Origin of the sequence: Agrobacterium sp. (assembly GCF_032092815.1) — a bacterium.
Taxonomy (GTDB): Bacteria; Pseudomonadota; Alphaproteobacteria; order Rhizobiales; family Rhizobiaceae; genus Agrobacterium.
The window spans coordinates 113659-139489 of sequence record NZ_DAMDBP010000005.1 but is presented as its reverse complement, the minus strand read 5'-3'; the positions used below and the strand labels follow the sequence as shown (position 1 = coordinate 139489).

Genomic DNA, 25831 nt, shown 5'->3' with positions numbered 1-25831 from the left:
ATGTTCGGCATAACGTTTGCCGAGCATGTACTCTTCCTGCGGCTCCAGCATCGGGAACTTGCGAATTTCGTCGAGATAACGATTGAGACCAGCTTCGCCGGCTGTAATCGAAGGCAAACTATTGCGGGCCATAAAGCACCCCCTATCCTTTAACTACGACCCCCCAATCATTGCTTTTTCAGGCAGGTCGTTCCGTGCGCATACTATGTATCACGCACATTTTCCTGGTACAGATATGTACCAGTGAACGCTGTTTCAAGAATACGGTTGCATCACGAACCCGTTACGCATCTTTTTCTGGCCAAAAGACCGGTTTCCCGGTCTAGTCGGCTGTTTCGCGCAGGGCTTGTGCCAATTCTTCCATGTCTTCGGGCATATCGGTTTCAAACTCCATCACCTCACCGGTGCGTGGATGTTCAAAACACAGGAGATAGGCGTGCAGAGCCTGGCGCGGGAAACGACTGACAACCAGGCGTGCCTTTTCATCCAACAGATTCGCCTTGGTGCGGAATGCTGCACCATATTCCGGATCGCCGATCAGCGGATTGCCGATATGGGCCATGTGCACGCGGATCTGGTGTGTACGCCCGGTTTCCAACTGGCATTCCACCATGGACGCGAGGCAGGACGCGTCCGGCTTCTCGCGGTAGCGTTCTACCACATCATAATGGGTGATGGCTTCGCGGGCGTCTTCGGCCTCCTCACGCTTGACGGCGCGTTTGGTGCGATCATTGCCGGATCGGCCAAGTGCTGCATCAATGGTGCCACGAAGCTGTTTCGGGCGACCCCAGACAATGGCCTTATAGGCGCGTTCCAGCGGGCCGGTGCGGCCATGGTCTGCGAACTGGGCTGCAAGATGGCGGTGGGCATTGTCATTTTTGGCCACAACCATGACGCCGCTGGTTTCCTTGTCAAGGCGGTGCACGATGCCGGGACGCTTGACGCCGCCAATACCGGAGAGGCTGTCGCCGCAATGATGGATCAGCGCATTGACCAGCGTGCCTGTCCAGTTGCCGGCGCCTGGATGCACGACAAGACCTGCCGGTTTGACCAACACGATCAGATCTTCATCTTCGTAGAGAACGTCGAGAGGGATATCCTCCCCTTGCGGTTCTGGATCTTCCGGTTCCGGCAAGATTATTTCCACCCGGTCGCCGGGGCGGATTTTCTTTTTCGGTTCGGTGATCGCCACACCGTTGACGGTGACGGCGCCCTGTTCAATCAGCGACTTGAGCCGGTTGCGTGAAAAATCACCCTCTACAGCGGTCGTCAGCCACGAATCCAGGCGGCCTTCGGCATCTTCTTCGGCAATCAGGACTTTTCTTGCGTCTTCGCCTTGTTTAAAGGGGTCGTTCATTCAGTTTTCCGATCAAATAGCAATTACAGGACCACAGATGACGCAGATCGAGCCAGAAGAACAGGAAGACAAGCCGCTCGACCCGGCCATGGAAAGCGTTCGCCGCAAGATGATACGCTTGCAGATCGTTTCAGGGGCCGTGATGTTCATCAGCCTTATGGCGGTGTTCGGTGCTGTTGTCTACAAGGCTATGGGGCCGTCCAAGGAGCCAACGCAGGCTGCAGTTGCCAGCGTCAATGGCGCAGTGCCGTCTGAGGGGCCGATTTCCGCAACCGCCAGCCTGCCACAGGGTTTCGTGATTGAAAACACATCACTTGCCGCCGGTCAGTTGCTGTTTACCGGCAGACTTGCCAACGGCACCCGCAAGGCGCTGGTTTTCGATATCGCAGCCGGCCGTTTCGTCGCTGATGTGACTGTCGATGCTCAATGAGGCGTCATCGCCCTTGGCTGGCCGCTCTGTCATAGAGATCGTCTCTGCCGATGATCCGCGCATAGAACCGTTCTGCAATATCAAGGAACGTGATCTGACCGGACGGCAGGGGCGCTTTATTGCAGAAGGCACTGTTGTGTTGCGCATGCTTGCTGCAGCACACCGCGAGGGCGGCGCTTTTGAAGCGGAATGCGTGTTGGTGTTGAAGAACCGCCTGGATGGCGTTTCCGATATACTGCGCGAATTCCCTGTCTCTGTTCCCATCTACATCGCCGAAGCGGCGGTTCTTGACGCAATTGCCGGCTTTCACCTGCATCGCGGCATTCTTGCACTTGGTCGCCGTCTCAGCACTGATGAGCCGGGGCAGGGACTCGACAGTCTTATTGCCGGATTACCAACATCGTCGCTGGTGGTGGTGGGTTGCGGCATTTCCAACCATGACAATATTGGCGGCATGTTCCGCAATGCTGCAGCCTTTTATGCTGATGCGGTGCTGCTCGACGAAACCTGTTGTGATCCACTTTACCGCAAGGCGCTGCGCGTCTCTGTCGGTTCGGTTCTCGCCGTTCCTTACACCCGCGAAGGAAAGGCGGTTTCGCTGCTGGAAAAACTGGCGGCCGAAGGGTTTACCATCTGGGCGCTTTCACCGGCAGGGGAAACCGAAATCCGCAATATTCCGGTCTCGGAACGGATGGCACTGGTGATTGGAACGGAAGGGGAGGGCTTGCCGCCTGAGGTGCTTTCGCGTTTTCGCACCGCGCGTATTTCGCAGTCGCCACGGCTTGATAGCCTCAATGCCGGCACGTCATCCGGCCTTGCCCTTTACCAGATGGCAGCAGCGCTGGGTCGGCTATAGGCGACCCAGTCCTATTCCATCAATTCGGCTGTTGCGAAAGAAGACCACCCGCTCGTTTGGCAAGGCTCTGGCGTGTTGCATCCGGCTGTGCAGTGTCGCGGGCCAGAATTTCCGGTATTGGTGACGTGTCACCTTCAAGCCTTGCCGTCAGTGCGATCATGCGTGCCGCAATGGTGGCAATTTCCTGCCGGATGGCTTCGTCGTTGCTGGTATTCTTGATGTTGAGGAGACGCTCCGTCAGGGCCGTGCCCTGATTGCGAATGTCCTCGATTTCTGCGTCCATGGAAGGCTTGTCAGCGGTTGTGGCGGATGTCGCACCGGCAATGTCGATAATTGGTGGCTTGGCGGTTGCAACCGGCACCTCTGCAGTCTGTGCAGTGGCATTCTTGTTGGCGACAGCAGGGTTTGGAAGTCGGATGACCATTTCGCCGGACTGGGCGTTGGAGTTTGCCAGCCGTTCCTTGAGGCGGGCAATTTCCTGGTTGCGGCGCTCGATCAGATTTTCATTGTCGGCATTGCGGGCCGCTTCCTGCGCCAGCTGTTCCTCCAGACGGTGGATCTTGCGGCTGTCACGGGTGAGCTGGTTGGCCATATCGCGGCTTTTATCGTTGCTGCTGTTCAGGTCACGGGTGATGGTGTCTTTTTCCTTGCGCCAGGATTCGTTGCGCTGACGGGCCTGTTCCACTTCAAGCTCGCGGGCCGACAGGTTGATCTTCAATTCATCGAGTTCGCTGGTGATGCGGTTGGCGCGTTTTGTCAGATCAGCCAGTTCAGCAGCCTTGGCCTGATTGTTGGCTTCCGTTTGCTGCAGTTTGGCTTTTAGTTTTTCAGCCGCGTCTTCCTGCTTGCGCAATTTGGAGCGCAGATCACCTGTTTCGACAGACATGTCATCGATATGCTGGCGAAGCTCGCGATTTTCGGTCAGGATCTTGCTGGCGTCGTCGGCAAGGCTGTTGTTGCGCACGGAAATCTGCACCGATTTCGCGCGCTCGTTTTCAAGTTCCTGTCGGGTTCTGGCATTTTCCGCTGCGTACAGGGCACGTGCCATGTCTTTTTGCGCCCGCACTTCCTGGGGGCTGATCGGCATGGTGGCACGCAAGCGTTTTTCAGTATAGGCGACGATGCGGCGATGAATGGCCGGTGCAATGAGGGCTGCGGCCAGTGCTGCACTCAAAAAACCCAATCCAAATAATATCGCAAACTCGATCACGCCGGGATCTCCACACTAAAACACGCTATACCGCAACGACGTTGCTGGCCACAATAACGCAAAAGCTCACGCATGTTTTGCATGCGGAGCTTGCGCTGGCCGTTCCAGATACGAATCTTGCGGAATGGCGATGGAATGAAATTGTTTTCTGTCCGGGCATTTTTATTGCGCAAAAGGTCAGAAAGGGTTCCATGTTGGCTGCTGGGTCAGCTTGAGATAGCCGACATTGATGCCGAGGCGTGCGCCGATGCCGGTGCGAATCGGTGCAATTGTCACATCATTGTTCTTCAAAACGGTCATGCCAACGCCGGCAATCACAAATGCCGAACCGCTGACGCCACCGAAACGGCGGTAAAGGCCATCCACGGATGCGAGGTTGTAAACCAGCATCATGGTGCGTGTGCCCTGGCCACCGTAATCAAGACCAAGCGATGGGCCCTGCCAGAATACCGGGTGCTGACCTGCGTTCTTGGTGTAAAGCTGCCCTTCGCCATAGGTCAGGCCAGCGACGAATGCGCCAGAGCCTTCCTGGCCCAGAATATAGCCGTTTGGCAGGCCGTAGCGCTGGAATGCCTGCTCGACAACCTTGGCAAGACCGCCAGTGGTGGAGCCGAAAAAGCCGTGGCCTGCATCTACGATTTCCTGCATCGTGTATTGGTCACTGCTTTGCGCCATGGCCTGTGCTGGCAGAATCATTCCTGCAACGACCATGAAAATCCTGATCAGTCCCAGGTGCGCAAAAGTGCGAATATGGTGGAGGCTCATCGTCATTTCCGTCCGTCTGTTTCGTTTTACTTGCCGTATCATGACATCTGACCATTTTGGAAGCATGGTCTTAATAATCGGTTTACCAAATATGGTGTCATTATGACGGCATAGAATTCTTGAAATAACGCATGACCGAAGAGCCGACGGCGCAGGAGACATTTATGACCATTAACCCGAACCTGACGCTCTCGGGAGCTGATCTTGCGGCGTTGCTTTGCAGCCGCGTATGCCACGACGTTATCTCGCCGGTGGGCGCGATCAACAATGGCCTTGAGCTGCTGGATGAAGGCGGCGCGGACGAAGACGCGCTTGACCTGATCCGCACATCGGCACTCAACGCATCCGTCCGTCTGAAATTTGCCCGCCTGGCTTTTGGTGCATCTGGTTCTGCCGGTGCGTCCATCGATACGGGCGAGGGTGAAAAGGCTGCAAAGGATTTCGCAGGCGCCGACAAGAAGGTTGAAGTGAGCTGGGCTGGCCCACGTGCCATCGTGGCGAAGAACCGCGTCAAGCTGCTGCTGAACCTGTTCCTCGTTGCTTATGGTGCCATTCCCCGTGGTGGTAATCTCGACGTGGTGCTGGAAAATCCGGAAACCGACGCGCGTTTCGAAATCACCGTAAAGGGCCGCATGTTGCGTGTGCCGGCAAAGTTTGCCGAGTTCTGCAAGGGCACCTTCGAAGAAGCGATCGACGCGCATTCCGTGCAGCCCTATTACACCCTTCTGTTGGCGCAGGAAGCCGACATGGAACTGAACTACACCGTGCATGATGATCGCATCGTTTTCGTGGCGACCATGAAGGGCTGATCCTTTAACAGCCATATTCAAATCAAAAGGGCATCCCGTGTGGATGCCCTTTTTGTTTATGCCGATGACCCGCTCCACTCATGCAAAGACCTTGAACACGATTGAGGTCTCCCAAAACCTGTTTCAGGTCGCCTGACATAAAAAGCCGCGCCACACCTATGATGCAATTCAACGTGTGGAGAAAGAAATGCGTTATTTTCCATTGGCCATGGTTCTTCTGGGTCTTTCAGGGCAGGTTGCGTTGGCTGACAGCGCTGTCGGTTTCAAACAGATCCAGCAGCCAGGCACGAATAGTGACAGGGCCCTGACGATTTCCCTGTGGTACCCGACCGAAGCATCAGGAAAAACAGAAGCCGTCGGCGAAAATCCAGTGTTTTTTGGTCTTGATGTGCAACGCGATGCGATGACAACAGGTGACAAACATCCACTTGTGGTGCTGTCGCATGGTTATGGCGGCAGCTGGCGCAACCTCAACTGGCTTGCCGGTGTGCTGGTCCAAAATGGGTATGTGGTGGCCGCACCGGACCATCCCGGCACGACTTTTGCCAATATGGACGCGGTGGAGTCCAAACGAATTTGGGAGCGTCCACGCGACATAAGCCGCACGCTGACGGTTGTGCTCGACAATAATGGGCTGGCAGGTAAGATCGATCCGGCCAGGATTGCGGTGATTGGCCACTCGCTCGGCGGCTGGACGGCCATTGAGTTGGCTGGTGGGCGTTATGACGCTGAACGTGCCTTAAAGGATTGCGAAGGCGCCGCGCAACCGGCGCAATGCACGGATCTGCCACTGATGGCCAAAATTGGCATTGTTGGGCAGGGCAAGGCAGACCCAAAGCTTTCAGAGTATCTGAAGGATGAGCGCATCAGGGCAGCCATCTCGCTTGATCTTGGGCCTGCGTCAGGCTTCACGTCGCAAAGCCTTGGTGCGGTAGATATTCCGGTGCTCGTTTATGCGGCGGGGCATGAAACGAAAGAGATTGTCGCCATCAAAAGCGATTCAGAATATCTGCGCCAGCATCTGCCGCAGATCACAACCACCTATCGTGAGATTGGTGATGCCACACATTTCAGCTTTGTGCAGGTGTGTAAACCTGGTGCCGATCAGATCATCGAAGAGGAAAGCCCAGGAGAAGGGTTCGTCTGCCGCGATGGTGGCGGGCGTGCCCGAGCGGACATTCATCAGCAGATCGCCAGCGAAATCATCGAGTTTCTGGGTGAAAAGCTGAACTGATGCATTTGCGTGTTATGTCTTGAAACAAAAAAGCCCGCTGGGAAGGCGGGCTTTTTGCATTGGGGAATGCGGTATCAGGCAGTTTCGAGATATTCGGTGTTGCCATCCGGCTCGCGCAGAACGTAACCGCGACCCCACACCGTTTCGATGTAGTTTGCGCCGCCTGCAGCATTTGCCAGCTTCTTGCGAAGTTTGCAGATGAAAACGTCAATGATCTTGAGTTCAGGTTCGTCCATGCCGCCATAGAGGTGGTTGAGGAACATTTCCTTGGTAAGGGTTGTACCCTTGCGGAGCGAAAGCAGCTCCAGCATCTGGTATTCCTTGCCTGTGAGGTGAACGCGCTGGCCGCCGACTTCAACAGTCTTGGCATCCAGGTTCACAATCAGTTCGCCGGTGGCGATGATCGACTGGGCATGGCCCTTGGAACGACGCACGATGGCATGAATACGGGCAACAAGCTCATCCTTGTGGAATGGCTTCGTCATGTAGTCATCAGCGCCGAAGCCCAGGCCACGAACCTTGTCTTCAATACCGGCCATGCCGGAGAGAATAAGGATTGGTGTCTTTACCTTGGACAGGCGAAGAGTTCTCAAAACTTCATAACCGGACATGTCCGGCAGATTGAGGTCGAGAAGAATGATGTCGTAATCGTACAACTTGCCCAGATCCACGCCTTCTTCGCCCAGATCGGTAGTGTAGACATTAAAACTTTCAGACTTCAGCATGAGCTCGATGCTCTGAGCTGTCGCGCTGTCGTCTTCGATGAGTAGAACCCGCATAATTATCCCCTTTGCCGCCCGCCGGAAGGTAAATCAGTGCCTTGCGCGATACGGATCCAGACGTTGCCTGATTTGCAGGCTGCCACCAAATGGTTAACAAATTCTAATCGCCTATGGCAAGGTGTATCGAGTTTGTTAAATATAAATGGCACGCCACTGATTTTCCATATGAATCCATCATCGCCAATATTGAATCTTAACATGAGGATATCCTGCTAAGTGATTCAACCGACTCGTACATTGTCGCGTCCAAATTTTTTGGACATGGCATTTACCGACCCTTAAATGATCGCCCTTATCATTAATGATGCCCGTAAACGAAAGGTTAACGCGGACGTTTTTTTATTAACGTCTCGTTATTTTTTTGAACGATTTCGGCTCAAACCGGCATCAACGGGTTAAAATTGTCTTGAACCGGGGTTTCGACATCCACGGAGTATTGCGTATGAAGTCGCGTGACAGCCTAATTCGCCTGAAGGAATTTCAGGTCAACGAAAAACGCCGCCAGTTGCAGCAGTTGCAACTCATGATGGCGGAGTTCGACCGTATGGCAAAAGAACTGGTTCACCAGATCAGCCTTGAAGAATCCAAGTCTGGTATTACGGACCCGACACATTTTGCCTATCCGACATTCGCCAAGGCTGCTCGCCAACGTGCTGATAATCTTCAGGTTTCCATTCGGGAACTGAGGGCTCAGCAGGAGGCGGCAGAAGCATCGCTCGAGGAAGTAGTTGCTGATTATGAAAAGGCTGCTGCGCTTGAGAGCCGTGATGGCGCCATGCGGGCCCGGGCTTGAGCCTAAGAGATTTGCGGGAAAAACGTTAAAGGCGTTTTCCAGCAAAGCGTGTACTGATGACCATTTTCAGGCAGGCGCTGCAGCAAGCGGCGCGTGCCTGAACACATTTTTATCTGAATTTTCGTCATTTTGGCGATGTAAGTGATTCGTTTTCGTCGATCGGCCATTTTGAGGCGCCTGATTGAGGCAAATATCAGCCCCGAAATCATCATCGAGGATGAAAGCAGCCATTAACGGCTTGCTGGCTTCGTTAACATTCAGCCGCCAACTGGCGTGATGTTTATTGTCCTGACCAAAACGAATTTGAGTTTTACAGGCTGTGGACGTTTGTTAACCTGATATAACTTTGTGCCATTCTGGGTGACGTAGCACTTGCGCCTTGAAGAATGGGCAAAGCGGCATGATCTTCCAGCCACCTTTTCGGGCTTCATCGATGGCATGAGCAGCCAGCGCCTGGCCGACGCCCTTGCCGCGCAATTGATCCGGCACACCTGTGTGATCAAGAATGATCAGTTTTTCAGAGGCGCGTGAATAGGTCATTTCTGCCGTATGGCCATCAAGCGTCGCAGTATAGAGACCTTTTGAACCTGTTTCGCTGCTTTGGATCTGCATCGTTTTCCCTCGACCTGGTTGAGTGATGGGAAAAGCTATACCATGCGCGGTCTGGTGCAGACGGTAAAAGTTGGCCCAGGATCGTGAACAGTGATGTTACAATTTGCGCCTTGTCCGGCGTCAAGCGATGTTGGGTCGTGCATCATTTGACTGCTGCTGTCGCAGCTCCGGAAACAGACACGCCACGGTGCATGTTTTGAAACATGCCGTGGCGCAGTCTTTAATGGCCTTGATGCGGCTATGCCGCAACAGGACTAACTAGTGACGGTACTGCTGGATGCGCGTGGTGCGCAGGCCTGCAAGGCCGTGATCGGAAATGGATGACTGCCAAGACAGAAACTCTTCAACCGTCAGCGTGTAGCGCTCACAGGCTTCTTCCAGGCTCAAAAGCCCACCCCGGACCGCTGCAACAACTTCTGCCTTTCGACGGATTACCCAACGACGGGTATCTGCCGGAGGAAGATCCGCAATTGTAAGCGGGCTGCCATCTGGGCCGATGACATATTTAACTCGTGGACGTATCATTTCGGTCATTGGACACTCTATACAAACTCAAGACCATATAGGGTCAAACTAGCGCGCTAACTTTAAAAAAGAACTAAGCCGATTGAGAGGATTTGTTAACAATTTGAACTATTTCGCCTGACTTGTGACGAAAACGCTTCAAACCAGCGCGAATGAAAGCTCTTTCTGCATATTTTTTTCTGTCTTTTGTCTCACATAAAAAAAGACAAGCTGATTATGCAGCTCGTTTACGGCAAAGCTGCGCCCTGTGATTGAAGTATTTCCCTGTTGTTGTTTGCCGCGATTGCTGTAATTGTAATATATTCGAATATTTTAATGTTTTTATTCTCACGCGTGCAGTATGGTCGGTCGCACAGCGATTCCGTGTACTTTCCAACAGATCATTGCATGCATAATTCGACAGCATTTTTCAGTCGTGAATTTCAGGCGCTTTTTAACAAAGGGAGAAGAAACGTGAGGGGCTGCGTTTCGAACGTCGATACAGGGCGAATTGAGATTAGTTGTCTGTTTCTGCCGGAGGGCGGGTTTTGACCGGGGCCGTGATGACAGACAAAGGTGATGATGACTTTTCCAACGGGCTGGATGCCGATCTTGCCGATCTGTGCCGACGATACGGTTTTGATCGCTATGTGCTGGCCGGGTTTCCGCGTGCCGACAAATCAGGATTTCGTGACAATATCATCCACAGCAATTGGCCAACCGCGCTGGTGAATGCCTATTCCATCAGCGACGCATTTCGCAGCAGTCAGTTGATATCAGTGCTGAAACGCCAGGTGGTTCCCGTCGCGCTTTCCGGCGCCTGTTTTTGGCAAGATGAAAACGGGCGTGACCTGGCCGATCTTGGCGGTGAGTTTGCCCGGTTCGGTTATGAAAATGTCCTGGCCTGCTCGCTGCATGATGCACATATGAATATTTATGTGCTGGCGGTCAGCAGCGGGCGCGAAGTCCTTGAGGAGGCGGCAATGGCCTCTCTATATTATGAGGCTGTTCAGATACTGGACAGAGCATCGGGTGAAACTTTGTTGCCGCAGGGGCCGCGTGACAAACTGACGGCACGTGAAATCGAGTGTTTACGCTGGTCGGCGGCAGGAAAAAGCAGTGAAGAGATCGCGATCATTCTGTCCATTTCCAGCCATACGGTGATCAGTTACCTGAAAAGCGCCATGCGCAAGCTGGAAGCGGTCAATCGCATGCAGGCGGTGGCAAGGGCCTATCGATACCGTCTGCTATAGAGCGGATTGAAAATATGGTGCGTATTTGACGACAGGGCAGGCGACCATAGCGGTTTCCTGCCCGTTCAGTTGGATCCGACGATCAGGTGTTTGCGGCCATAGCCGGCGTGCCCCAGGCTATGAAATGGCCATTTGCGAGGCCCTCTTCCGAGCAGACCTTTGGCATATAAATGAGGGGAGTACCGCGAGGCGTGACGGTGATGCCGCCAGCGGCGCGCAAGATGGCGTCCCCGGCCGCCGTATCCCACAACATGGTGCGGCTGAAACGCGGATAAACATCTGCCTGCCCTTCGGCGATAAGACAGAACTTCAACGATGAGCCGACAGAGTTGAAATTGCGGATGCCATGCTGCGTCACAAAGGCTGTTGTTTCCGGCGTGCTGTGCGAGCGGCTGATCAGCGCCATCATCGCGTCAGGACATATGCGGGTCTGGATTGCCTCGCGGGAGGTGACATTGAAGTCCTCATCCAGAACAAGTTTCTCAGCCGTTCCGTTGTGGCCGGTCCAGAGCGTTCTGAGCAGAGGAGCCAGCACAACACCGGTCACAGGTTCACCATTGCGAATCAGGGCAATGTTGACGGTGAAATCGTCGTTTCCGGCAATGAATTCCTTGGTACCGTCCAGCGGATCGACAAGAAAATAATCCCCGCCGGATATTTCGGGCAGGATGCCGGATGATACCGCTTCTTCTGCTATGACCGGAATGGTTGGAAACGCCTGCTCAAGGGCTGCCAGAATGACGTCTTCAGCGCGTTGATCGGCTTCCGTAACGGGGGAGCAGTCATTCTTGTAAAGGACATGCGGCCCAGCCGTGTGGATGGCCATTATTTCCCGGCCTGCTGCAAAGGCTGCTTGTGTCAGATGGTCCAGCATTTTCGATGATGTGCCCTGCGGCTCCCTGTGTTTTCGTAGATATATTTCATGGATATCAAGTATTTATCCTATATATCATTGTTAAACACAGCATTAAACCATTTCCGGAAATGCTGTGTTCGCTGTTGCGATTTTTTTGAAGTGGTAATGAAATACTGCGCTGCAAAATGAGCGGTTTTTGCTCACCCTTTGCCGAAATCATGGTCTTTTTGATCCGAAATGTGGCAGCGCACACGAAAACACTAAATATTTGCCTGAATTTTTCCTTTTGGGCTTCACATTTCTTTCGAACCGGTTATGCATTTCATACGGATCTGTCTTACAGGATCGGTGGAACGAAATAAAAGAGATGCATTCCATAAGAGAATACATCCGGGGGAAAATATGGAGTATTTTATCCAGCAGCTCATAAACGGGCTGACTCTTGGTTCTATCTATGGCCTGATCGCAATTGGCTATACGATGGTTTACGGCATTATCGGCATGATCAACTTCGCCCATGGCGATATTTTCATGCTGGGTGGCTTCGCAGCCCTGATCGTCTTTCTCATACTGACATCGTTTTTTGCCGGTATCCCGGTGGCGCTGCTGCTGCTGGTGATGATGGTTGTTGCCATGCTGATGACCGGGTTGTGGAACTGGACAATCGAGCGTGTGGCCTACCGGCCGTTGCGCGGTTCGTTCCGCCTTGCGCCGCTGATCACTGCAATCGGCATGTCCATCGTGCTGTCGAACTTCATTCAGGTCACGCAGGGTCCGCGCAACAAGCCGATCCCGTCGCTGGTCACTGATGTTTATCACTTCGGCGCAATCACCATTTCGCTGAAGCAGTTGATCATCGTGGTCGTGACCTCGGTTCTGCTGTTTGCCTTCTGGTACATCGTCAACAAGACACCGCTTGGCCGTGCGCAGCGCGCAACCGAGCAGGATCGCAAGATGGCTGCCCTTCTGGGCGTCGATGTTGACCGCACCATTTCCATCACCTTCGTGATGGGTGCTGCCCTCGCTGCCGTCGCCGGTACCATGTACCTGATGTATTATGGTGTTGCGTCGTTCAATGATGGCTTCATTCCAGGCGTCAAGGCATTTACGGCTGCGGTTCTGGGCGGCATTGGTTCTCTTCCAGGCGCTGTGCTTGGTGGATTGCTGATCGGCCTCATCGAAAGCCTGTGGTCGGCCTATTTCTCGATTGCCTACAAGGATGTTGCGGCCTTCGCCATTCTTGCATTCGTGCTGATCTTCAAGCCTACGGGCATCCTCGGACGTCCCGAAGTCGAGAAGGTGTAAAATCATGGCAAATACTGCTCCTGAAACAAAATCCTCCAACCCTGACCTCACGGTCGTGGCGTTGAAGGAAGGCCTCTACGCGGGCTTGATTTCGTTCGGCATGTTCCTGCTGTTTGTCGGTATTCGTACCTTCCAGGACATCAACAATGCGCTGGTGTGGGAAACACGCTGGGATCTTCTGGCGATTTTTGTTGCCGTTGCTGCTGTTGGGCGCTTTCTGGTTGTCGGTTTCATCAAGCCATCGCTGGATGCCCGCAAGCTGAAAAAGGCTCGGACCGGGGTTCCGGACGTCTCCGAAGAGAAAAGTGACTTCCAGAAATATTTCCTCAAGATCGCACTGGTTGCCCTGCTGCTTTATCCACCAGTGATCGTCATGCTGTTTGGCTTTCAAGGTTCGATCAAGTTCGTGGACAATTTTGGCGTCCAGATCCTGATCTACGTGATGTTGGCTTGGGGGCTTAACATCGTTGTCGGTCTGGCTGGTCTGCTCGACCTCGGTTACGTGGCATTCTATGCCGTGGGTGCCTATTCCTACGCGCTGCTGTCCAGCTATTTCGGTTTTTCCTTCTGGCTGCTTTTGCCAATGTCCGGCATTCTGGCTGCATTTTGGGGCGTCATCCTCGGTTTTCCAGTACTTCGCCTTCGGGGTGACTATCTGGCGATCGTGACGCTTGCCTTCGGTGAAATCATTCGTCTGGTTTTGATAAACTGGACAGATGTAACCAAGGGTACCTTTGGTATCTCCGGCATCGCCAAGGCGTCGGTCTTCGGTATCTGGTCTTTTGATCTCGGTACGCCAAACAATTTCGCCAAGGCTTTTGGCTTGTCGATGTCGTCTTCTTATTACAAGATCTTCCTGTTCTACGTCATTCTGGCGCTCTGCCTTTTGACGGCATACGTCACGATCCGCCTGCGTCGCATGCCGATCGGCCGTGCATGGGAAGCACTGCGTGAGGACGAGATCGCCTGCCGTTCGCTGGGTATCGATACGGTTGCAACCAAGCTGACCGCCTTTGCAACAGGTGCGATGTTTGGTGGATTTGCCGGTTCGTTCTTTGCGGCTCGTCAGGGTTTCGTATCGCCTGAATCCTTTGTGTTCCTGGAATCGGCGGTTATTCTCGCCATCGTGGTTCTCGGTGGCATGGGATCACTCACCGGCATTGCCATCGCGGCTGTCGTGATGGTGGGTGGTACCGAAGCACTGCGCGAAATGGAATTCCTCAAGCATTTCTTCGGCAATGACTTCACGCCGGAACTCTACCGTATGCTGCTGTTCGGCCTCGCCATGATCATCGTGATGCTGTTCAAACCGCGCGGCTTTGTGGGGTCACGCGAACCGACGGCCTTCTTGAAAGAACGCAAGGCTGTCTCCGGCAGCTTTACGAAGGAAGGTCACGGCTGATGGCATCCGGAACAAGTTTGATGAAAAACGAAACGATCCTCAAAGTCGAACATCTCTCGATGAAGTTCGGCGGCCTCATGGCCATCAACGACTTCTCCTTCGAAGCCAAGCGCGGTGAGATCACCGCGTTGATCGGGCCGAACGGCGCTGGCAAGACCACGGTGTTCAACTGCATCACCGGTTTTTACAAGCCGACGATGGGCATGATCACCATGAACGGGAAAGACGGGCAGCAGCACCTTCTGGAACGATTGCCGGATTTTGAAATCACCAAAAAGGCCAAGGTTGCCAGAACCTTCCAGAACATCCGGCTTTTCTCGGGTCTGACGGTTCTTGAAAATCTGCTGGTGGCGCAGCACAATGTGCTGATGAAGGCCTCAGGCTACACCATCCTCGGCTTGCTTGGATTTCCCGCCTACAAAAATGCTGCAGCGGGTGCCATCGAAAAGGCCAAATACTGGCTGGAAAAAGCCGATCTGATTGATCGTGCAGACGATCCGGCTGGCGACCTTTCCTATGGCGCACAGCGTCGTCTGGAAATTGCCCGTGCGATGTGCACTGGCCCGGAACTTTTGTGCCTGGACGAACCTGCCGCCGGTCTCAACCCGAAGGAATCTCTTGCGCTGAATGCGCTGCTGCGCGGTATTCGCGATGAGGGAACATCGCTGTTGCTGATCGAGCACGACATGTCGGTGGTGATGGAAATTTCCGATCACGTGGTGGTGCTGGAATATGGCCAGAAGATTTCCGATGGCACGCCGGACCATGTGAAGAACGACCCCAAGGTCATCGCCGCCTACCTCGGTGTCGAGGACGATGAAGTGGAAGAAGTTATTGCTGAAGAACTTGACGGGGGAGCGGTCTGATGTCCGGTGAATCCCTTCTTAAAGTCCAGAACGTCGAAACCTATTATGGCAACATCCGCGCACTTGCCGGTGTTGATATCGAGGTGAACAAGGGCGAGATCGTCAGCCTTATCGGTGCCAATGGCGCTGGAAAATCCACGCTGATGATGACCATTTGCGGTAGCCCGCAGGCCCGTTCCGGTTCGGTGATCTTTGATGGTGAAGACATTACCCGCGTTCCAACGCATCTGATCGCCCGCAAGCGTATTGCGCAGTCTCCGGAAGGTCGCCGCATCTTCCCGCGCATGACGGTTATGGAAAACCTTCAAATGGGTGCGGGGCTGGATAACCTCAAATATTTCAAGGAAGACGTGGAGAAGATCTTCGTGATGTTCCCGCGACTGAAGGAGCGCCAGAACCAGCGTGGTGGCACGCTGTCAGGTGGCGAGCAGCAGATGCTGTCGATCGGCCGCGCGCTGATGGCCCGCCCGAAGCTGCTGTTGCTGGATGAACCATCGCTTGGTCTTGCGCCGCTGATCGTCAAGCGTATTTTCGAGGCGATCAAGAAACTGAACCGGGAAGAAGGTCTGACTGTGTTCCTGGTGGAGCAGAACGCTTTTGCCGCACTCAAGCTGTCCGATCGCGCCTATGTGATGGTGAACGGCAAGGTGACGATGAGCGGTTCCGGCAAGGAGCTTCTGGCCGATCCTGAGGTGCGCGCAGCTTACCTTGAAGGTGGTCGCCACTAAACATTGCTGCGTGTCCCTTTGGCAGGTGGTGCGGTGATGGATGAAACAAGAATTGGAGCTGCGATGTAGTCGTAGGTCCAGTGCAGGAATTGAGGCATATTCGGGGGCAATGACTTCTCGGTGTGTCTCAAGTCAGGATGATGTTTCTCGTCGGGATACATCGTCCATCAGAGAAGTCTTTTCCGCCTTTTGGCCTTAGGCCCGGCAACGGGTTTATGGAGGCGGGGAAGGGAATGCCGGGGCTGAGAGGCACTCGTTCAAAACAAAAATAACGGAGCGTCTGTCGTTGAGGCGACCGCACCAAAGGGGAAAATGAAATGCAGGGACTTTTTTTCGAAACAGATACCGTGCCTCGTTATGTCTTGCGGGCCTTGGTTCTGCTTCTGGGGTTCTGGACAGCATGGCGCACTGGAAAATCGGTAGCGGATGGCTGGGGTGAATGGCCCCGCGTCGTCATCTACACGTTGCTTCTGGGCTTTGCCATGCGCTTCTTGCATCACGCGCTGTTTAACGGCCCGATGCTGAACGGCCTGTACTACACGATTGATGTGGTGTTGTTGCTGATTTTTTCCTTTGCCGGTTTCCGTACGCGCAGAACGAACCAAATGGTCAATAACTACTATTGGCTATACGAGAAAAGTTCTGCTTTTTCCTGGAAGAACAAACATTGACAGGGCAGGGTTTCTGACCTCAGATTACTCGTAAAGGTGGAACAGCTTTCCTGTCCAGTGATGATGGGGCTGGATAGGTTACAAACAATACCCATCCAAAAGGAACTGGGAGTAACATAATGAAGAAGTCTCTTCTTTCCGCAGTGGCGCTGACCGCAATGGTCGCGTTCAGCGGCTCTGCCTGGGCTGATATTCTTATCGGCGTTGGCGGTCCGCTGACTGGCCCGAACGCGGCGTTCGGTGCACAGCTCCAGAAGGGTGCCGAGCAGGCTGCAGCAGACATCAATGCTGCTGGCGGTATCAACGGCGAACAGATCAAGATTGTCCTGGGCGATGACGTGTCTGACCCCAAGCAGGGCATCTCCGTCGCCAACAAGTTCGTTGCTGACGGTGTGAAGTTCGTTGTTGGCCACTTTAACTCGGGCGTTTCGATCCCGGCTTCCGAAGTGTACGCTGAAAACGGCATTCTCGAAGTAACGCCTGCCGCAACGAACCCGGTATTCACCGAACGTGGCTTGTGGAACACATTCCGTACCTGTGGTCGTGACGACCAGCAGGGTGGTATTGCCGGCAAGTACCTTGCTGACAATTTCAAGGATGCAAAGATTGCTATCATTCACGACAAGACCCCATACGGTCAGGGTCTTGCGGACGAAACCAAGAAGGCTGCAAACGCTGCCGGTGTGACTGAAGCGCTGTACGAAGGCGTCAACGTCGGCGACAAGGACTTCTCCGCACTGATCGCAAAGATGAAGGAAGCTGGCGTTTCGATCATCTATTGGGGCGGTCTGCACACAGAAGCTGGCCTCATCATCCGTCAGGCTGCTGACCAGGGTCTGAAGGCAACGCTCATTTCGGGTGACGGTATCGTTTCCAACGAACTGGCGTCGATTGCTGGCGATGCTGTTGAAGGCACGCTGAACACGTTTGGTCCTGATCCGACCCTGCGTCCGGAAAACAAGGAACTGGTAGAGAAGTTCAAGGCTGCTGGCTTCAACCCAGAAGCTTACACCCTCTACTCTTACGCTGCGCTCCAGACTATTGCTGAAGCTGCCAAGGCTGCGGGTTCGACCGACGCTGAAGCTGTCGCTGCAGAAATGAAGAAGGGGACGTTCAAGACTGCGCTTGGCGATATCTCCTTCGACGAGAAGGGCGATCCGAAGCTTCCTGGTTACGTTATGTACGAGTGGAAGAAGGGCCCGGACGGCAATTTCAGTTACTTCCAGCAGGGCATGTAAGTTTCTGCATATCATTTCACGAAGCCCGGCAGCGATGCCGGGCTTTTTGATGTTAACAGGTCCTACAATGTTGGGAGGAACCCCAAAGGGTGCACCATGAGTTCGCCTCTGCCACAAAGGGGACATGGTTGTTGCGATGAATGCGCACAAGGCAGCTTTTGGGAGAGGTTCGGTGGTGGCGCGACGGATTTTGCTCGTCTGCATAGGCCTGCTTGCTGTAGGCGGAGTTCTCTACGGACTTTATGTCCTCAGCAACTCCCGCACCAAGCAGCTTTTTGGCGAGATCATTGCACGCATTGACACAAACGAGCCTGTCATTGCCCTGACATTTGATGATGGTCCGACCGCACGCTTTACCGGCGACGTGCTCACCATGTTGAAAGAGCATGATGTGAAGGCAACGTTTTTCGTGACAGGAAGGGAAACGGAAGAAAACCTGGAACAGGCGCGCGCCATTGTTGCGGCTGGTCATCAAGTGGGCAACCATTCCTATTCGCATTCCCGTATGCTGCTGACGGCGCCTGCAACCGTTGCAGATGAAATTGAGCGCACGGATGCCGCTATCCGCTCAGCGGGATATCAGGGCGACATTTATTTTCGTCCTCCCTATGGCAAGAAGTTGGTGACCCTGCCGTGGTATCTCTCGCAGAATAATCGCAAAACAATTACCTGGGATATCGAACCGGAAAGTTATCCGGAGCTTGCCAATAATGCAGATGCCCTCGCCAATCACGCCATTGAGCGCGCCCAAAATGGTTCGATCATTCTGCTGCATGTGATGTATCGCAGCGGCGAGGCGAGCCGAGCAGCCGTGCCCAAGATCATCGATGGGTTGCGCAAACGTGGCTTCGAATTTGTGACCGTTTCGCAGTTACTGGCCGGCCAGCAGTATCAGGCGCACATAGCGCGTCCTCGTTGAGGCAACAGGTACCTTTTACCTGTTGCGGGTCGGGTCTTAGCCGTTGTTATGGATGACTTGAGTGGCTTTGACGGCAGCGGAGGCGCGGTTCTCTACGCCCAGTTTTACGTAGATCTGCTCCAGATGTTTGTTCACTGTGCGGGCGGAGAGGCCGAGAATATCCCCGATATCGCGGTTGGACTTACCCTTGGCGATCCATAGCAGCACTTCGGATTCTCTGACTGTAAGGCCAAAATGCTGGCGAAGCATGGCGTCGGCCGGTTTGTCATTGGTGGCCATCAGGCGGAACAGATATTCATCCGCCCCCATGGCTCCAAGGAAGGTCAGTTGCAAAATGGCCTGACCATTATTGGCGATGCTCAACACGGCGTCTCGCATATGTTGCGCACGATCGGGCGAGCCGAGCCAGGTGGCAATTTCGGCTGATACGATCTCCAGCCCGGCGTCGCTACCGGTTGCAGCATTGATCAACCGCGTGGCCTGCGGTGTGGACCAGTGGATGGCACCGTTTCCACGCACCGCCAGCAGATGACGACCGGCCGCATCCAGCGCCACACGTGCACTTTGTGCCGAGCGGGCATTGGACAGGTGAACCCTGATGCGGGCACGCAGTTCATCGATGTTGATCGGCTTGGTCAGATAGTCGACGCCGCCAGAACCCAGAGCGTGCACCACATGTTCGGTTTCTGTCAGGCCGGTCATGAAAATCACTGGCACCTGTGCCACGGAGGCATTGGCCTTGAGGCGGCGGCAGGTTTCAAATCCATCCATCGATGGCATGATGGCATCCAGCAAGATCAGATCAGGGGTAATACGCTCCACGATATTGAGCGCTGCCTGGCCAGAGGTGGCGATCAGCACTGAAAAGCCGGACTGTTCCAGCGCCTCGGTCAGAAAGCCCAGGGCCTCCGGGCTGTCGTCCACCAGAAGCACGATATCGCGCGGGTTCATCGGCTCAGTCATCCGTGCCCGTCCTCTTGTCCTCAAATCCCCTGATGAAGTCCGCGTATCCTGCCAGATCGAAGGCACGTACAAAATTGCGGGCTTCTTCCGTAAACGGCTTGTTTTCGGCGTGGCGACCAAGATCGTCCAGTTTTGCCTCAATGCCGCGTATGTAACCGATCTCGCCAAGCCGTAACAAGTCCTGCAGATGCATGGAGGCTGGCGCTTTTAACGGTGCCGCAGGTGCAGGCGAGGTGGCCGCCAGTCGGGCATCACTTTCGTAAACCCAGTTCAGGCCGAGATGAACGGCGAGGCGGTCACAAAGCTGGCGAATGTCGACCGGTTTGGCAATGGCATCATTGTGCCCGTCTGTGCCAGCGCCGATGATGGCGGTATCGCCTATGTTGGCGGACAGCATGATGATGGGCGCGGTCTGTCCCGCATCGCGCAGTTTGGAAACCAGCTGCCAACCATTCATGCCTGGCATGGAAATATCGACAAGGAATGCATCCGGTTTGACACCTTCAATCAGGGTTAGACAGTCCGGTCCGCTCTGGGCTGTCAGCACCACGAAATCAAGCGGCGACAGCACCTCCTGCATCAGGTCGCGGTGGTCCTCATTGTCATCCACCACCATGATGGTGCGGCGCGGACCGGCATAGGACACGATCTTTTTTTCTGCAGCCGGTGCCGTGCTTGGCCGGTGAATGGCCGACAGCATGAGCCGAACCTTGAATGTCGAGCCGACGTCCTTTTCACTGCTGACGGAAATTTCACCGCCCAGGGTGTTGGTCAGCAGTTGGGTAATCGTTAGCCCGAGACCCAGCCCTGGCATGGGTTTGATGCTGTCCGCCTCGCCACGCTGGAAAGGTTCGTAAATGCGGGCCAAATCCTTTGGCGGAATGCCACGGCCCGTATCTGTCACGGTAAAGGTCGCAACCTGGCTGCGATAGGCAACATCGAATGTCACGCTGCCCGCGTCGGTGAACTTGATGGCATTGGACAACAGATTGACGAGGATTTGGCGCAGGCGCTTTTCGTCGTTGCGGACATATTGCGGCAGGGACGGTGCCCTGACGTGGTGGAAGGTCAGGCCCTTGGCCTGCGCCTGCGGGCGGAACATGTCGACGATCTGGTCAAGAAAGTCCTGAATGTTGATTTCATTGGAATAGACCTGCAGGCGGCCCGCCTCGATCTTGGAAATATCAAGCAGACCATCAATCAGGCCAGACAGGTGGTCTGCCGAGCGTTTGATGACCTTGATGGCCGACTGGCGCGGAGCGGGAATGGTGTCATCGCGCTCCAGGATCTGGGCGTAACCGAGCACGGCATTGAGTGGCGTGCGCAGCTCATGGCTGAGACCAACGACGTAGCGGCTTTTGGCGCGGTTGGCGGCTTCGGCGGTTTCCTTGGCTGTCTGAAGGGCAGCGTCTGTCTTGCGGTGTGCGGCAATTTCCTTGAGCAGCAGCGTGTTCTGGCGCGAGGATTCTTCCTCGGCGACAACGCGGCTGTCATGGGCAAGCACCAGAAACCAGCAGACGATGCCGGCAATCACTGCAAACACAAAAAACACGATGAGGATGGTGCGATTGACCACATCGGCCGTTTCCGGTGAGGCCGTTGCAACCTGATGGGCAATCAGCGCGAGAATGCCGCCAAGGGCGGCAATGGCCAGGGCGGCCGCCATGCCGTAACGGCCAAGGCGTGTGGCAAGTTTGGCAACAAGCTCGTTGGGCAAGAAGGATTTGGCAACCGCCGCCACCTGATAATTGAGCTTGGCCTTTGGTTTGCACATGTCATGGCAACGGCTGTCCAGCGAACAGCAGAGCGAACAGATCGGTGCGGCATAGGCCGGGCACCACGCCATGTCTTCCGGTTCGAAAGGGTGTTCGCAGATCGAGCAGGTGATGCTGCTTTTTTCATGCCATTTCTGGCGCGGTTTTCTGGCCAGATAGAACTTGCCTTTTGTACCCCAGGCAATAAGCGGTGATGCGGTAAAGGCCACCAGCAGCGTGATATAGGGGGCAAGCGAAGCGGCAATGGAGCCAAACAGGCCGAAATGTGCTGTCAGTGCGATGGTGGCAGACAGCACCATGCTGCCGACGCCGACCGGGTTGATGTCATAGAGGTGGGCACGCTTGAATTCTATGCCGGGAGGCGCAAGGCCGAGCGGCTTGTTGACGAAGAGATCGGCAGAGATGGTGCAGAGCCATGCCATGGCAATGATCGAAAATATGCCAAGTGTTTCTTCTAGCAGCCTGTAGATCCCGAGCTCCATCAAAAGCAGGGCAATGGCTACGTTGAACACCAGCCAGACGACACGGCCGGGGTGGCTGTGGGTGAGGCGGGAGAAGAAGTTCGACCATGCCAGTGATCCGGCATAGGCATTCATGACGTTGATCTTGAGCTGCGACACCACCACAAAGGCCACCATAAGCAGCATGGCGGCGTTTTGATTGGGGATCATGTATCCGAAGGCTGTCAGGTACATTTGCGCGGGGTCGGCGGCTTTATCGACCGGTACTCCGGATGACAGGGTCAAAACGACAAGGAACGACCCGGCCAAAAGTTTTGGCACGCCCACGACAACCCAGCCGGCACCCGCCAGAAACACCGCAATACGGTGTCGGAACTTGCGCTGGCCCTCGGCGGGCAGAAAGCGCAAAAAATCCACCTGCTCGCCGATCTGGGACATTAGAGCCAGGATTACGGCAGACGCCGCACCAAACTCCACCAGGTTGAAGGTCGCAAATTCACCCAGTGGCGCAGACTGGTGATGGATACCCGAAAATGCCAGCCAAAGGTCGAATTTTCCCCAGTCGAGAAACGCGATGAAGATGAACGGCAATATGTTGAGAATGATCCAGAACGGCTGGGTGAGGATCTGGAATTTACTGATCAGTCGCACGCCATGGGTGACCAGCGGAATGACCATGACCGACGAGATGATGTAGCCGATCCATAGCGGGATACCGAGTGCCAACTCCAGAGCGCCGGACATGATGGATGCCTCAATGGCAAACAGCATGAAGGTGAAGGCAGCATAGATCAGCGAGGTGATGGTCGAGCCGATGTAACCAAAACTCGCGCCACGGGTCAGAAGGTCGATATCAACGCCATGGCGGATGGCATAACGGCTGATCGGCAGACCCACCGCCAGCATGGCCACGGCAGCGGCGATGGTGGCAAAAAAGGCGTTTGTTGTGCCGTAGGAAAGGGTAATTGCACCGCCGATGGCTTCCAGGGCCAGGAAGGAAATGGCGCCGATTGCGGTGTGGGAAATACGGTTTGATGAAAACTGGCGGGCGCTTTTGGCAGTAAAGCGCAGCGCATAATCTTCCAGCGTCTGGTTTGCGACCCAGCGGTTATATTCACGCCTGACTGGAATAATACGTTGTCGTGCGGCCATGCCGGATTTCCATAGCCTCCGAAACGGTTGTCAGAGTTTTACTGACCTTTGTCAGGCAGTAGGGCTGCATAGGCAGACACAAAAATGGCGTCGTCCGGATCGAACGACGCCATCATTTCTAAATTAGGCAGCAGCCGACTTTGCAGTCGGGACTTCTGCGATCGTCTTCAGAACGATCGAAGCGATCTGGTATGGGCAACCCTGCGAGTTTGGACGACGGTCTTCGAGGTAACCACGGTAACCGTTGTTGACGAAGGAGTGCGGAACGCGGATCGATGCGCCACGGTCAGCAATACCGTAGGAGAACTTGTTCCACGGAGCAGTTTCGTGCTTGCCGGTCAGACGCAGGTGGTTGTCCGGGCCGTATACGTCGATGTGCTCTTTCCAGTTCTTGGAGAAAGCAGCCATGAGGGCTTCGAAGTATTCCTTGCCGCCAACTTCGCGCATGAACTTGGTGGAGAAGTTGCAGTGCATGCCCGAACCGTTCCAGTCGGTGTCACCGAGCGGCTTGCAATGGAATTCTACGTCGATGCCGTACTTTTCGCACAGACGGAGAAGCAGGTAGCGAGCGATCCAGATCTGGTCAGCGGCCTTCTTGGAGCCCTTGCCGAATACCTGGAATTCCCACTGACCCTTGGCCACTTCGGCGTTGATACCTTCGTGGTTGATGCCTGCTTCGAGGCAGAGGTCGAGGTGCTCTTCAACGATTTCGCGGGCGATCGAACCAACGTTCTTGTAGCCAACGCCTGTGTAGTATGGGCCCTGTGGAGCTGGGTAGCCCTGCTCAGGGAAGCCGAGTGGACGGCCGTCTTCGTAGAAGAAGTATTCCTGCTCGAAACCGAACCATGCATCTTCGTCGTCGAGAATGGTTGCGCGGCTGTTGGATGCGTGTGGCGTTACGCCATCCGGCATCATGACTTCGCACATGACGAGCGCGCCGTTGGTACGGGCTGGGTCAGGGTAAATGGCAACAGGCTTCAGGACGCAATCCGAGCTATGGCCTTCGGCCTGCTGGGTGGAGGAGCCGTCAAAGCCCCAAAGCGGAAGCTGCTCGAGTGTCGGGAATTCATCGAATTCCTTGATCTGCGTCTTGCCACGCAGGTTTGCTACCGGCTTGTAACCATCGAGCCAGATGTACTCGAGTTTGAACTTAGTCATTGCGAACCTCTCATAGGTAATAATGCGAAGCCTTGATAATCCCTGACCGGTTAAGGTCGCCAGGAAACCGCTTTCGCTTTCAAGGGCTGCCCATATACAAGCACGTGCCGTGCCAGTTTGAGTTTCACCTCGAAAGGTCGTGTGTTTTTCTTTCGGTGCGATGGATTTTAGTGATCGGGAACCAGCCTTGGCGCTGTCCGTTTGCGAGAAGAGGAAAATCGGTAATTCCCTGCAAATATGAAGTTTTTATAAAGAGAAGAGCGTTAATCTTCAAATTGCGGGCCGGATTTGGCCCGGCAAGGCGCTTTTTGCGCCATGAATGACCGATTTTAGGTCGTTAGCTGCATAAAGACTGATCTTTTACGTCTTGGAAAGATTCCCTGCCTAATTTTTAGTCTTTTTGATTTTTTTTTAATCGATAAGGTGAAATTTCAATCCGGATACGCTATATTAGAGTGAAGCAAGATGCTGAGGTGTTTTAACGAAGAGAGAATATCATGAGAAATGAACCGCAAATGGAAAGTGCCAGAATATATCAGTTTCCCGTTGGTGGGCGTGCGGGCTACAACCGTTTCCGCAAGGATGCATCTGCAACGGCAGACACTTTTGCAGCGCCTTTGCCGCAGGTTGATTTCGATAGCTGGTATCATCAGGAAGCCATCATCGAAACATCTACGGATACCAAGCCGCAAAACTGATCATTCGGCACTGATTGTCTGGCCGCGAGAGGCGGCCTGATCCGCGAATATTCCTCTGCGCCCTTCACGGGTTTCACGACGGCTGTTTTTCCGGCCTTCCTGTTTCGCCACCGTGCATACGTCAATTGACGTATACGGTTTTGCGGATGTGCGTTTGATAGTTCCCCACGGCGGCAGTCACAAGGCTGCTGGTGCCTTTTAAGGCAAACCATAAAGAGGGGTTCGATCAGATGACTTTCAGAACAAAGTTAACAGGTGCGTTGCTTGGCGCGATCTTGTCCACGACGGCCTTCCACGGCGCGTTCGCTGCAGAAGACACCATCAAAGTTGGCGTTCTTCACTCACTTTCCGGCACCATGGCGATCTCCGAAACGACCCTGAAGGATGCCATGCTTATGCTCATCGATGAGCAGAACAAAAAGGGCGGCGTTCTCGGCAAGCAGCTTGAGGCCGTTGTCGTCGATCCGGCTTCCGATTGGCCGCTGTTTGCTGAAAAGGCACGTCAGCTGATTTCGCAGGATAAAGTCTCGGCCGTGTTTGGTTGCTGGACATCGTCTTCGCGCAAATCCGTTCTGCCGGTATTCGAAGAGCTGAATTCCATCCTGTTTTACCCAGTGCAGTATGAGGGCGAAGAATCCTCCCGCAACATCTTCTACACCGGTGCTGCTCCAAACCAGCAGGCCATTCCAGCTGTTGATTACCTCGCCAGTACCGAAGGTGTCGAGCGCTGGGTTCTGGCCGGCACGGACTATGTCTATCCGCAGACCACCAACAAGATCCTCAAGGCCTATCTCGAGTCCAAGGGCGTGAAGTCTGAAGACATCATGGTCAACTACACGCCATTTGGTCATTCCGACTGGCAGACCATTGTTTCCGACATCAAGAAGTTCGGCTCGGCCGGCAAGAAAACCGCCGTTGTTTCCACCATCAATGGTGACGCCAACGTTCCGTTCTACAAGGAACTGGCAAACCAGGGCATCAAGGCTGAGGACATTCCGGTTGTTGCCTTCTCGGTTGGTGAAGAAGAACTGGCT

27 protein-coding genes are annotated in these 25831 nt (G+C 54.4%); 15 read left to right on the top strand and 12 right to left on the bottom strand.

All coding sequences use genetic code 11. The features are described from left to right. On the bottom strand, positions 1-132 hold a 132-nt coding region (locus RT613_RS04315), incomplete at its 3' end, for a sigma-70 factor domain-containing protein (protein WP_313613320.1). A gap of 190 nt (positions 133-322) precedes the next feature. Next, positions 323-1357: an RluA family pseudouridine synthase gene (locus RT613_RS04310; RefSeq protein ID WP_313613258.1), complete on the bottom strand. Its 1035-nt coding sequence runs from the start codon at positions 1355-1357 to the stop codon at positions 323-325. Between the two features lie 37 nt (positions 1358-1394). Here RT613_RS04310 and RT613_RS04305 point away from each other — a divergent pair, with 37 nt between their 5' ends. Then, the gene (locus RT613_RS04305) at positions 1395-1787 is read left to right on the top strand and encodes a hypothetical protein (RefSeq protein ID WP_313613256.1); all 393 of its coding nucleotides are present in this window, start codon (positions 1395-1397) and stop codon (positions 1785-1787) included. Then, positions 1777-2643: an RNA methyltransferase gene (locus tag RT613_RS04300; RefSeq protein WP_313613255.1), complete on the top strand. Its 867-nt coding sequence runs from the start codon at positions 1777-1779 to the stop codon at positions 2641-2643. The genes RT613_RS04305 and RT613_RS04300 overlap by 11 nt, the downstream gene beginning before the upstream one ends. Positions 2644-2662: 19 nt before the next feature. On the opposite strand, the gene RT613_RS04295 is transcribed toward RT613_RS04300, so the two are convergent. Further along, positions 2663-3817: a hypothetical protein gene (locus RT613_RS04295; protein WP_313613254.1), complete on the bottom strand. Its 1155-nt coding sequence runs from the start codon at positions 3815-3817 to the stop codon at positions 2663-2665. 213 nt (positions 3818-4030) lie between these two features. Then, complete coding sequence (locus RT613_RS04290) at positions 4031-4624, bottom strand: DUF1134 domain-containing protein (RefSeq protein ID WP_313613253.1); 594 nt, start codon at positions 4622-4624, stop codon at positions 4031-4033. Positions 4625-4782: 158 nt separating this feature from the next. Here RT613_RS04290 and chpT point away from each other — a divergent pair, with 158 nt between their 5' ends. Both chpT and RT613_RS04280 read left to right on the top strand, forming a co-directional pair. Beyond that, positions 4783-5427: a histidine phosphotransferase ChpT gene (gene chpT, locus RT613_RS04285; RefSeq protein WP_313613251.1), complete on the top strand. Its 645-nt coding sequence runs from the start codon at positions 4783-4785 to the stop codon at positions 5425-5427. Between the two features lie 187 nt (positions 5428-5614). Beyond that, a complete protein-coding gene (locus tag RT613_RS04280) occupies positions 5615-6661 on the top strand; it encodes an alpha/beta hydrolase family protein (protein ID WP_313613249.1) in 1047 nt (348 codons plus the stop codon). Between the two features lie 74 nt (positions 6662-6735). On the opposite strand, the gene ctrA is transcribed toward RT613_RS04280, so the two are convergent. Further along, complete coding sequence (ctrA, locus tag RT613_RS04275) at positions 6736-7440, bottom strand: response regulator transcription factor CtrA (protein ID WP_313613247.1); 705 nt, start codon at positions 7438-7440, stop codon at positions 6736-6738. Between the two features lie 445 nt (positions 7441-7885). On the opposite strand from ctrA, the gene RT613_RS04270 reads away from it, so the two are divergent. After that, the gene (locus tag RT613_RS04270) at positions 7886-8236 is read left to right on the top strand and encodes a flagellar export protein FliJ (RefSeq protein ID WP_250982118.1); all 351 of its coding nucleotides are present in this window, start codon (positions 7886-7888) and stop codon (positions 8234-8236) included. A gap of 66 nt (positions 8237-8302) precedes the next feature. Here RT613_RS04270 and RT613_RS04265 read toward each other — a convergent pair whose 3' ends face one another. The 3 genes from RT613_RS04265 to RT613_RS04255 all read right to left on the bottom strand — a co-directional run bounded on the left by RT613_RS04265 (position 8303) and on the right by RT613_RS04255 (position 9382). Continuing rightward, on the bottom strand, positions 8303-8467 hold the full coding sequence (locus tag RT613_RS04265) for a hypothetical protein (RefSeq protein ID WP_313613245.1): 165 nt from the start codon (positions 8465-8467) through the stop codon (positions 8303-8305). A 99-nt stretch (positions 8468-8566) separates the two neighbouring features. Then, positions 8567-8848, bottom strand: coding sequence for a GNAT family N-acetyltransferase (locus RT613_RS04260; protein WP_313613243.1), 282 nt, complete (start codon positions 8846-8848; stop codon positions 8567-8569). A gap of 258 nt (positions 8849-9106) precedes the next feature. Continuing rightward, positions 9107-9382 (bottom strand): DUF1153 domain-containing protein, encoded by a 276-nt coding sequence (locus tag RT613_RS04255; RefSeq protein ID WP_027675777.1) that lies wholly within the window; start codon positions 9380-9382, stop codon positions 9107-9109. Positions 9383-9915: 533 nt separating this feature from the next. Here RT613_RS04255 and RT613_RS04250 point away from each other — a divergent pair. Continuing rightward, a complete protein-coding gene (locus RT613_RS04250; protein WP_313613241.1) occupies positions 9916-10605 on the top strand; it encodes a LuxR C-terminal-related transcriptional regulator in 690 nt (229 codons plus the stop codon). Positions 10606-10687: 82 nt separating this feature from the next. Here the strand turns inward: RT613_RS04250 and cysQ are convergent, their stop codons facing one another. After that, a complete protein-coding gene (gene cysQ / locus RT613_RS04245) occupies positions 10688-11479 on the bottom strand; it encodes a 3'(2'),5'-bisphosphate nucleotidase CysQ (protein ID WP_313613239.1) in 792 nt (263 codons plus the stop codon). A gap of 384 nt (positions 11480-11863) precedes the next feature. Between cysQ and RT613_RS04240 the strand changes: the two genes are divergently transcribed. The 7 genes from RT613_RS04240 to RT613_RS04210 all read left to right on the top strand — a co-directional run bounded on the left by RT613_RS04240 (position 11864) and on the right by RT613_RS04210 (position 18590). Beyond that, positions 11864-12766, top strand: coding sequence for an ABC transporter permease subunit (locus tag RT613_RS04240; protein WP_313613238.1), 903 nt, complete (start codon positions 11864-11866; stop codon positions 12764-12766). 4 nt (positions 12767-12770) lie between these two features. After that, positions 12771-14168 carry a high-affinity branched-chain amino acid ABC transporter permease LivM gene (livM, locus tag RT613_RS04235; protein ID WP_313613236.1) on the top strand — a complete coding sequence of 466 codons (1398 nt, stop codon included), beginning with the start codon at positions 12771-12773 and terminating at the stop codon, positions 14166-14168. After that, complete coding sequence (locus tag RT613_RS04230; RefSeq protein WP_313613234.1) at positions 14168-15034, top strand: ABC transporter ATP-binding protein; 867 nt, start codon at positions 14168-14170, stop codon at positions 15032-15034. Before livM ends, RT613_RS04230 begins: the two co-directional genes overlap by 1 nt. After that, on the top strand, positions 15034-15762 hold the full coding sequence (locus RT613_RS04225; protein WP_313613232.1) for an ABC transporter ATP-binding protein: 729 nt from the start codon (positions 15034-15036) through the stop codon (positions 15760-15762). Before RT613_RS04230 ends, RT613_RS04225 begins: the two co-directional genes overlap by 1 nt. Positions 15763-16079: 317 nt before the next feature. Then, positions 16080-16433, top strand: a complete 354-nt coding sequence (locus RT613_RS04220; RefSeq protein WP_313613231.1) for a DUF6867 family protein — start codon at positions 16080-16082, stop codon at positions 16431-16433. A 119-nt stretch (positions 16434-16552) separates the two neighbouring features. Further along, the gene (locus RT613_RS04215) at positions 16553-17671 is read left to right on the top strand and encodes a branched-chain amino acid ABC transporter substrate-binding protein (RefSeq protein ID WP_313613230.1); all 1119 of its coding nucleotides are present in this window, start codon (positions 16553-16555) and stop codon (positions 17669-17671) included. A 175-nt stretch (positions 17672-17846) separates the two neighbouring features. Then, positions 17847-18590 (top strand): polysaccharide deacetylase family protein, encoded by a 744-nt coding sequence (locus RT613_RS04210; protein ID WP_313613228.1) that lies wholly within the window; start codon positions 17847-17849, stop codon positions 18588-18590. 36 nt (positions 18591-18626) lie between these two features. Here RT613_RS04210 and RT613_RS04205 read toward each other — a convergent pair whose 3' ends face one another. The 3 genes from RT613_RS04205 to RT613_RS04195 all read right to left on the bottom strand — a co-directional run bounded on the left by RT613_RS04205 (position 18627) and on the right by RT613_RS04195 (position 24099). Further along, positions 18627-19553 carry a response regulator transcription factor gene (locus tag RT613_RS04205; RefSeq protein WP_313613226.1) on the bottom strand — a complete coding sequence of 309 codons (927 nt, stop codon included), beginning with the start codon at positions 19551-19553 and terminating at the stop codon, positions 18627-18629. Then, a complete protein-coding gene (locus RT613_RS04200) occupies positions 19546-22941 on the bottom strand; it encodes an ATP-binding protein (protein WP_313613225.1) in 3396 nt (1131 codons plus the stop codon). The genes RT613_RS04205 and RT613_RS04200 overlap by 8 nt, the downstream gene beginning before the upstream one ends. 123 nt (positions 22942-23064) lie before the next feature. Beyond that, positions 23065-24099 carry a glutamine synthetase beta-grasp domain-containing protein gene (locus tag RT613_RS04195; RefSeq protein ID WP_313613223.1) on the bottom strand — a complete coding sequence of 345 codons (1035 nt, stop codon included), beginning with the start codon at positions 24097-24099 and terminating at the stop codon, positions 23065-23067. A 497-nt stretch (positions 24100-24596) separates the two neighbouring features. On the opposite strand from RT613_RS04195, the gene RT613_RS04190 reads away from it, so the two are divergent. Both RT613_RS04190 and RT613_RS04185 read left to right on the top strand, forming a co-directional pair. Then, on the top strand, positions 24597-24797 hold the full coding sequence (locus tag RT613_RS04190) for a DUF2735 domain-containing protein (RefSeq protein WP_313613222.1): 201 nt from the start codon (positions 24597-24599) through the stop codon (positions 24795-24797). A gap of 230 nt (positions 24798-25027) precedes the next feature. Then, on the top strand, positions 25028-25831 hold an 804-nt coding region (locus tag RT613_RS04185; protein ID WP_313613221.1), incomplete at its 3' end, for a transporter substrate-binding protein.

Coding starts and splice junctions, on each gene's coding strand:
- RT613_RS04270 (WP_250982118.1), top strand. CDS start 7,886: ATGAAGTCGCGTGACAGCCTAATTCGCCTGAAGGAATTTCAGGTCAAC.
- RT613_RS04205 (WP_313613226.1), bottom strand. CDS start 19,553: ATGACTGAGCCGATGAACCCGCGCGATATCGTGCTTCTGGTGGACGAC.
- RT613_RS04255 (WP_027675777.1), bottom strand. CDS start 9,382: ATGACCGAAATGATACGTCCACGAGTTAAATATGTCATCGGCCCAGAT.
- chpT (WP_313613251.1), top strand. CDS start 4,783: ATGACCATTAACCCGAACCTGACGCTCTCGGGAGCTGATCTTGCGGCG.
- RT613_RS04215 (WP_313613230.1), top strand. CDS start 16,553: ATGAAGAAGTCTCTTCTTTCCGCAGTGGCGCTGACCGCAATGGTCGCG.
- RT613_RS04250 (WP_313613241.1), top strand. CDS start 9,916: ATGACAGACAAAGGTGATGATGACTTTTCCAACGGGCTGGATGCCGAT.
- RT613_RS04300 (WP_313613255.1), top strand. CDS start 1,777: ATGCTCAATGAGGCGTCATCGCCCTTGGCTGGCCGCTCTGTCATAGAG.
- RT613_RS04265 (WP_313613245.1), bottom strand. CDS start 8,467: ATGGCTGCTTTCATCCTCGATGATGATTTCGGGGCTGATATTTGCCTC.
- RT613_RS04260 (WP_313613243.1), bottom strand. CDS start 8,848: ATGCAGATCCAAAGCAGCGAAACAGGTTCAAAAGGTCTCTATACTGCG.
- RT613_RS04225 (WP_313613232.1), top strand. CDS start 15,034: ATGTCCGGTGAATCCCTTCTTAAAGTCCAGAACGTCGAAACCTATTAT.
- livM (WP_313613236.1), top strand. CDS start 12,771: ATGGCAAATACTGCTCCTGAAACAAAATCCTCCAACCCTGACCTCACG.
- RT613_RS04290 (WP_313613253.1), bottom strand. CDS start 4,624: ATGACGATGAGCCTCCACCATATTCGCACTTTTGCGCACCTGGGACTG.
- cysQ (WP_313613239.1), bottom strand. CDS start 11,479: ATGCTGGACCATCTGACACAAGCAGCCTTTGCAGCAGGCCGGGAAATA.
- RT613_RS04200 (WP_313613225.1), bottom strand. CDS start 22,941: ATGGCCGCACGACAACGTATTATTCCAGTCAGGCGTGAATATAACCGC.
- RT613_RS04230 (WP_313613234.1), top strand. CDS start 14,168: ATGGCATCCGGAACAAGTTTGATGAAAAACGAAACGATCCTCAAAGTC.
- RT613_RS04190 (WP_313613222.1), top strand. CDS start 24,597: ATGAGAAATGAACCGCAAATGGAAAGTGCCAGAATATATCAGTTTCCC.
- RT613_RS04240 (WP_313613238.1), top strand. CDS start 11,864: ATGGAGTATTTTATCCAGCAGCTCATAAACGGGCTGACTCTTGGTTCT.
- RT613_RS04310 (WP_313613258.1), bottom strand. CDS start 1,357: ATGAACGACCCCTTTAAACAAGGCGAAGACGCAAGAAAAGTCCTGATT.
- ctrA (WP_313613247.1), bottom strand. CDS start 7,440: ATGCGGGTTCTACTCATCGAAGACGACAGCGCGACAGCTCAGAGCATC.
- RT613_RS04305 (WP_313613256.1), top strand. CDS start 1,395: ATGACGCAGATCGAGCCAGAAGAACAGGAAGACAAGCCGCTCGACCCG.
- RT613_RS04280 (WP_313613249.1), top strand. CDS start 5,615: ATGCGTTATTTTCCATTGGCCATGGTTCTTCTGGGTCTTTCAGGGCAG.
- RT613_RS04220 (WP_313613231.1), top strand. CDS start 16,080: ATGCAGGGACTTTTTTTCGAAACAGATACCGTGCCTCGTTATGTCTTG.
- RT613_RS04195 (WP_313613223.1), bottom strand. CDS start 24,099: ATGACTAAGTTCAAACTCGAGTACATCTGGCTCGATGGTTACAAGCCG.